General features: G+C 44.4%; 5 protein-coding genes. 2 read left to right on the forward strand and 3 right to left on the reverse strand.

The window, feature by feature from the left end:
* On the forward strand, positions 1-228 hold a 228-nt coding region (locus tag ACXJGZ_RS02680; protein ID WP_456398247.1), incomplete at its 5' end, for an EVE domain-containing protein.
* A gap of 147 nt (positions 229-375) precedes the next feature.
* Entirely contained in the window at positions 376-1,548 is a 1,173-nt protein-coding gene (locus ACXJGZ_RS02685; protein ID WP_456398248.1) for a HEPN domain-containing protein, read from the forward strand.
* Between the two features lie 28 nt (positions 1,549-1,576).
* On the opposite strand, the gene ACXJGZ_RS02690 is transcribed toward ACXJGZ_RS02685, so the two are convergent.
* From ACXJGZ_RS02690 to ACXJGZ_RS02700, 3 genes are read right to left on the reverse strand one after another with little or no spacing between them, the layout of a single operon-like run.
* Positions 1,577-2,185: an indolepyruvate oxidoreductase subunit beta gene (locus tag ACXJGZ_RS02690; protein ID WP_456398249.1), complete on the reverse strand. Its 609-nt coding sequence runs from the start codon at positions 2,183-2,185 to the stop codon at positions 1,577-1,579.
* Positions 2,182-4,122, reverse strand: coding sequence for an indolepyruvate ferredoxin oxidoreductase subunit alpha (gene iorA, locus ACXJGZ_RS02695; protein WP_456398250.1), 1,941 nt, complete (start codon positions 4,120-4,122; stop codon positions 2,182-2,184). Before iorA ends, ACXJGZ_RS02690 begins: the two co-directional genes overlap by 4 nt.
* Positions 4,123-4,132: 10 nt before the next feature.
* Positions 4,133-5,494, reverse strand: coding sequence for an acetate--CoA ligase family protein (locus ACXJGZ_RS02700; RefSeq protein ID WP_456398251.1), 1,362 nt, complete (start codon positions 5,492-5,494; stop codon positions 4,133-4,135).
* Positions 5,495-5,637: the final 143 nt, after the last annotated feature.

Below are 5,637 nucleotides of genomic sequence, written 5' to 3' on the forward strand. Positions count from 1 at the left end.
CCTTATCAGGATTCAACCAAGATCTTCAAGTCTCCACCACATCTAAACGAAACTTATCCTTTGAGAGTCAAAATTAAGCCAATAAAGCTTGGAGAGGTTGAGTTCAAGCCTTTAATTCCAAAATTAAAATTCATCACGAACAAAAAACGTTGGAGCGGCCACTTGATGGGCAAGGCCATGAGGGAAATTCCGGAGGAAGACTATAAACTAATAGAAAGTTACTTTTGAATTCTCTGAAATTTACATATTTTAAAAGAATTCAAGCGGCACCATGATTAGGAGCATGTTTTGTTAATGTCAGAGTTTTGATAATTCACAGAGACTAAAAACAAATTATATAAACAACGGGAAGATTATACAATAGGGGAGGGAGTTATGGGAAAGAAAAAGGACTATTCCGACTTTTCGAAACTAATCATCCCTCTTAATATCATCCCTCTACAGGAATTCTTGGAAGGAGTTAAAGAGGAGTTTCCTATTTACGGTGAGATACCTTCATATCTTTCTCTTAGAATTGAGGATACCATGTACAATCCCTCCACACCATTAATAAAAGTTGCTCGAGTTTATGAAGAACTAATTAACACCATAGAAGGAATGTTTCGGGCATATATTATTTTAGCTCTATGGAGAGCTGGATACGTAGACAGAGAACTGTACTACGAGTTAATTTCTGAAGAGGGACGGCAATTAACTCTATCAGAAATAGAAGAATTTATCATGGATATAATAGAATCATTCGTCTCTGGAGAATCCTCCACTTTTGAGGGCGAGTATATGAGTATATATAATCCAAATGAAACAATAACCATCTGTGAAATTGGATTTTTTATGGAAACTCCCATGTGGCTTAGTGATCCAGATGAAGTTGTGTTCCTTTCATGGTCAACAGGTAAGCCTAAAGAAAAAATTAAAGAGAAAGCACCTGATTTTGTGATTGTTGATCCTTTGGTTTACAAATTTTCACAAAAAGAAATAGAAGAATTGAAAAAAGAAGTCAAACCAACTACAAAAGTGCTTACCACTGCCGAGTTCTTAGATTTGTTTCTTCCCGGCGACAAAAGAGCACTTTTTAATGAAGAGTGGCAAAGAATACGGGAGAGCCGCATTAAAGAACTAAAAGAGAAGTATCCCTTTCTCTCATCATATCAGCAAATTTGGAGAATAAAAGAAGCCAAGAAAAAGCTCACAAAAGCCCAGAATCTTCTTCAAGAATCTCCGAAAGAGGAAGATTTAAAGATAGCAATTTCAGAGTCTGCACAAGCAGTGGAATTGTTACTACAGATATTATTTTACAAGAAAACTCAAAAACTTAAAAAGATGACTATGGGGGAACTCCTTTCACAAATGAGATATGAAATAATGGAACATTATGGGGAAGACATCTTAAAGGATTTGTTCCTTATTAAAGAATACAGGAATAAAGTAGTACATCCCTCTCTTATCGGCGTGTCACAAGAAGAAGCCTTAAAGATAATTAGAAAAGCTCAACTGTTTGCTGAATTATTTTTGCTCAAAGAAGGAGTGGAGTTTATTAAAGTCGAATAATCGGAAAGTGCGTAAAAAATAAAAAACCTCAAAGCCCCAGCATCTCTTTTGCGGCTTTAACACCAAGCTCAAAGGCCTTCATGTTGACATCAACAGCTCTTGGGGGAACGCTAATTCTAATAACCTCCTTAACATGCTCTGCATCCAAGGGGAAGCCCGGAGTCTGCGTTAATGCACCTATCAAAACGGTGTTCGTCGTAATAATGTGCCCGGCTTTAATTGCGAGTTCTTCAGCAGGGAATGATATGAGTTTAGCCTTGAAGTCCCCTTCTATTACTTGCCTCATCTCCTCTTCCGTGGGGTATGTCGCCATGCCCATTGAAACTTGGATTGGGAGGATCGACTTCGAGTTGGTAATCACCAACCCGCCCTCCTTCAAGTAGTTTATGTATCTCAAGGCTTCCACTGGTTCGAAAGAGAGAATGACATCGGCCTTCCCCTCGGGGACCATTGCACCGTAAACGTCCTCACCAAAGCGCACGTAAGCAATGACACTACCAAAACGCTGGCTCATTCCATGAACTTCACCAACCCTTGTCTTATGCCCTGCCTTAAGAGCGGCCCATCCAAGAATCTGGGAGGCGGTCAAAACTCCCTGACCGCCAACACCCGTAATCACGATATTATACTCTCTCATTGTGCATCCTCCTCCGTGGGTTTGAACGCGTCAAAAGGACAAATTTGCGCGCAACCTCCGCAACCCCAGCACATGCTGGCTTCCACGAAAGCCTTCTTCTTCTCAGCATCCCATTGAATTGCAGGACAACCGTAAGCGTTTATACAAATCTTGCAGCCAGTGCACGCTTCCTCATCCACGTAATAAATGGGCCACTTCTCCCCCCTGCGCCTCATTTGTCCAATCCTGTGGAGAGCACAGATCTGCCTTGAGACCACGACGCTAACTCCCTCAACTTCAAGAGCCTTCTTAACGACCTCGTAGGTCTTTTTAATGTCGTATGGGTCGACTACAGCAACAAAGTCAGCGCCCATGGCTTTAGCAACATCTTCGATTGGTATCCTCTTCCCCATCCCATGTGGCGTTTGCCCCGTGCTTGGATTTGGCTGGTCGCCCGTCATTGCTGTAACCTGATTGTCAAGAACCATCACGAGGATGTTTGATCTGTTGTAAATCGCGTTCGCCAGTGCCGGAAGGCCCGTGTGGTAGAATGTTGAATCACCAATCGTACCAACTATAATCTTCTTCTCTTTCGTCCTCTCCTTCTCACCCGGCACTCCATTTAATGCCACATCCAATCCATGAGCAATTCCAATAGAACCACCCATGGCAACCGTTGTATCAACGGCATTCAGCGGTGGAAGCAATCCGAGCGTATAGCATCCTATGTCGCTTGGGTAGATTCCTCTAGACCTTGTGGCTTTCTTTATTGCATAGAAACTGTTTCTATGGGGGCACGCCGGGCACAGTGAGGGTGGTCTCGGTGGAACCATCTGAGAAACCTTCTCATAGAGCTTATCGAGTTTGTTGTAATCCACAGGTAATTCCAAACCCATGAACTCAGCTATTGCTTGCACGGCTCTTCTGGTGCTCATCTCATAGATCCTTGGGACGAGCTCCTTGCCCTTAATCTCTATGTCAAGCCCCCTATCAAAGGCCCATGTCTTAACCTGCTCCTCAACCACAGGCTCAAGTTCCTCGACGATTAAAACCCTCTCAAGACCGTCCATAAAGCGCTCGAGGAGCTTGTAGGGAACAGGGAATGGAGTGCCAAGCTTGAGAACTTTAACATTCTCAACGCCGAGCCATGCCAGAGCTTCCTTTACGTAAGCGTAGGCTAAACCGGGAGCAATGATTCCAACCTTTGCATCTTCCTTTCCTTCAATCCAGTTGAATGGGCAGTTGTTTAATTCTTCCCTGATCTTCTCGATCTTTTCAAGGATTGCTGGGTGGAATCTTCTTGCATTTGCGGGAACATCCACGAATCTGCTTGGATCTTTCTTAAACTTGCCGAACTTCCTTTTTCCTTGCTTTATTTCATCGGGAAGTTCTCCAAGCTCAACATCACCCCTGGCGTGAGAGCTCCTCGTGGTCGTTCTCAGGATTACGAAGTGCTTGAATTTCTCACTCAGCTCGAAGGCGTACTTTGTCATTTCCTTTGCCTCGTGAGGATCGTTTGGCTCTAACACTGGAACGTTTGCAAACTTCGCATAAACCCTCGTGTCCTGCTCGCTTTGAGAGGACCACATGCTCGGGTCGTCAGCAACCATTATGACAAAACCGCCCTCAACGCCCATTCCAACGGAACTAAGAAAACTATCCGCAGCAACGTTCAATCCAACGTGCTTCATTCCCGTCATTGCTCTCAATCCACTCCAAGCCGCGGCTAAAGCAGTCTCAAAGGCAATTTTCTCATTGGTTGAATACTCCATATAGACACCGGCCTTCTCGGCGACCATTGCCATGGTATCCGTGAGTTCAGAGCTCGGAGTTCCGGGGTAAGCTGCGTAAACAGCAACGTTCGCTTCCAAAGCACCACGCGCTATTGCCTGGTTTCCAAGGAGGAGAACCTTCTCCCCCGGCTTATCCATTAAAACCATATCAGTTACCTTTGCCATTCAAACCACCTCATTCCTCATTAATTTCGCTAAACTTTGCCAGAGCATAGGCAGCTATTCCAACATCCTCCGGTCTTTCATACGCGGGTATTCCCTCTTTCTCCAGGACTTCTTTTGCCTTCTCGCTTACATAACCTGCCATGAATAGCCCTAAAACAGGCTTTCCATTGTTCACTTCTTTCATTGCCCTTATGACGCCCTCTGCATGCTCTGTGGGGGTCATTCCCGCGAAAGTTGGTACGACACAGATTGCAATGAGCATATCAACGTTCGGATCCTCCAGAAGAAGCTTTGCCGTCTTATAGTAATCCTCGCCCCTCGCTGAGGCTATCATGTCCACAGGGTTTTTCACTGCAGCCATTGGAGGTAAGAACTCTCTAAGCTTCCTCATGGTCTCTTCCTCAAGATTCGCAAGCTTCAGACCGTGCTTGTCTATCGCATCAGCCGTGAGAACTCCGGGGCCGCCGGCATTTGTCATTATAGCAACATTCTTCCCCTTTGGCAACGGCTGGGTGAATGCCCTCGCCATACTGAGCATCTCATCTATAGAATTAGCCACCAAAATTCCGCTCTGGTTGAAAGCAGCGTCATAAATTGCATAACTCCCTGCCAGAGAACCTGTATGTGATGAAGCCGCCCTAGCACCGCTCTCACTCTTTCCAGCCTTTAAAGCAATTATCGGCTTCTTTTTACTTACACGCTTTGCAACTTCCATGAACCTCTTACCATCCTTCACACCCTCAATGTAAAGGGCTATGGCTTTGCTCTCCTCGTCATCTGCCAGAGCCTCCATCAAGTCCGCAAAATCAACATCAGCCATGTTTCCAACACTTATGAACTTTGAGAACCCGATATTCTCCTTAATCGTCTTGTAGACAATTCCAGCACCCAGGGCTCCACTCTGGCTTATGAATGCCACACTCCCCTTAACAGCGTTCATCACAAAGCTTGCGTTCATGCGGTTGTGCGTGTTCATTATTCCGACACAGTTCGGCCCGATTATACGCATTCCATACTTGTGAGCTATTTCAACTAGTTCCTTCTCCTCTTTCTTACCCTCCGCACCTATTTCTCCAAATCCTGCTGTAATCACTATTATTCCCTTGACCCCCTTTTCGCCACAGTCTATCACTGATTGTTTGACGAAACGCTTTGGCACTATTATAACGGCCAAGTCTACTTCGTCAGGAATATCCTTTACATTCTTGTAAGCTTTCACCCCCTGAACTTCCTCGTCCTTAATGTTCACGGGATAAACTTTATCACCATACTCCTTCAGATTCTTGAAGACTTCATAGCCAAGCTTCATCGAATCATTCGAAGCCCCCAAAACCGCTATTGAACGTGGTGTAAAAAAGTAGTCGAGCGCCATTTTTTACAATCACCGAGTTTCATATCGGTAAAAGTCTATATAAGCTTTCCGAAAGAGCGTGTTTAACCTTTTTTGCCCAGCAATATGTCAAAATAAGGCTTTAATGAGCATTAAAAGGCATCAGTGATATAAAAATTAAAGGG

The sequence above is a fragment of the Palaeococcus sp. (in: euryarchaeotes) genome, assembly GCF_053987695.1.

Excerpts from the sequence above, each read along its gene's own strand:
- ACXJGZ_RS02685 (WP_456398248.1), top strand. The coding sequence starts at position 376 with ATGGGAAAGAAAAAGGACTATTCCGACTTTTCGAAACTAATCATCCCT.
- ACXJGZ_RS02690 (WP_456398249.1), bottom strand. The coding sequence starts at position 2,185 with ATGAGAGAGTATAATATCGTGATTACGGGTGTTGGCGGTCAGGGAGTT.
- iorA (WP_456398250.1), bottom strand. The coding sequence starts at position 4,122 with ATGGCAAAGGTAACTGATATGGTTTTAATGGATAAGCCGGGGGAGAAG.
- ACXJGZ_RS02700 (WP_456398251.1), bottom strand. The coding sequence starts at position 5,494 with ATGGCGCTCGACTACTTTTTTACACCACGTTCAATAGCGGTTTTGGGG.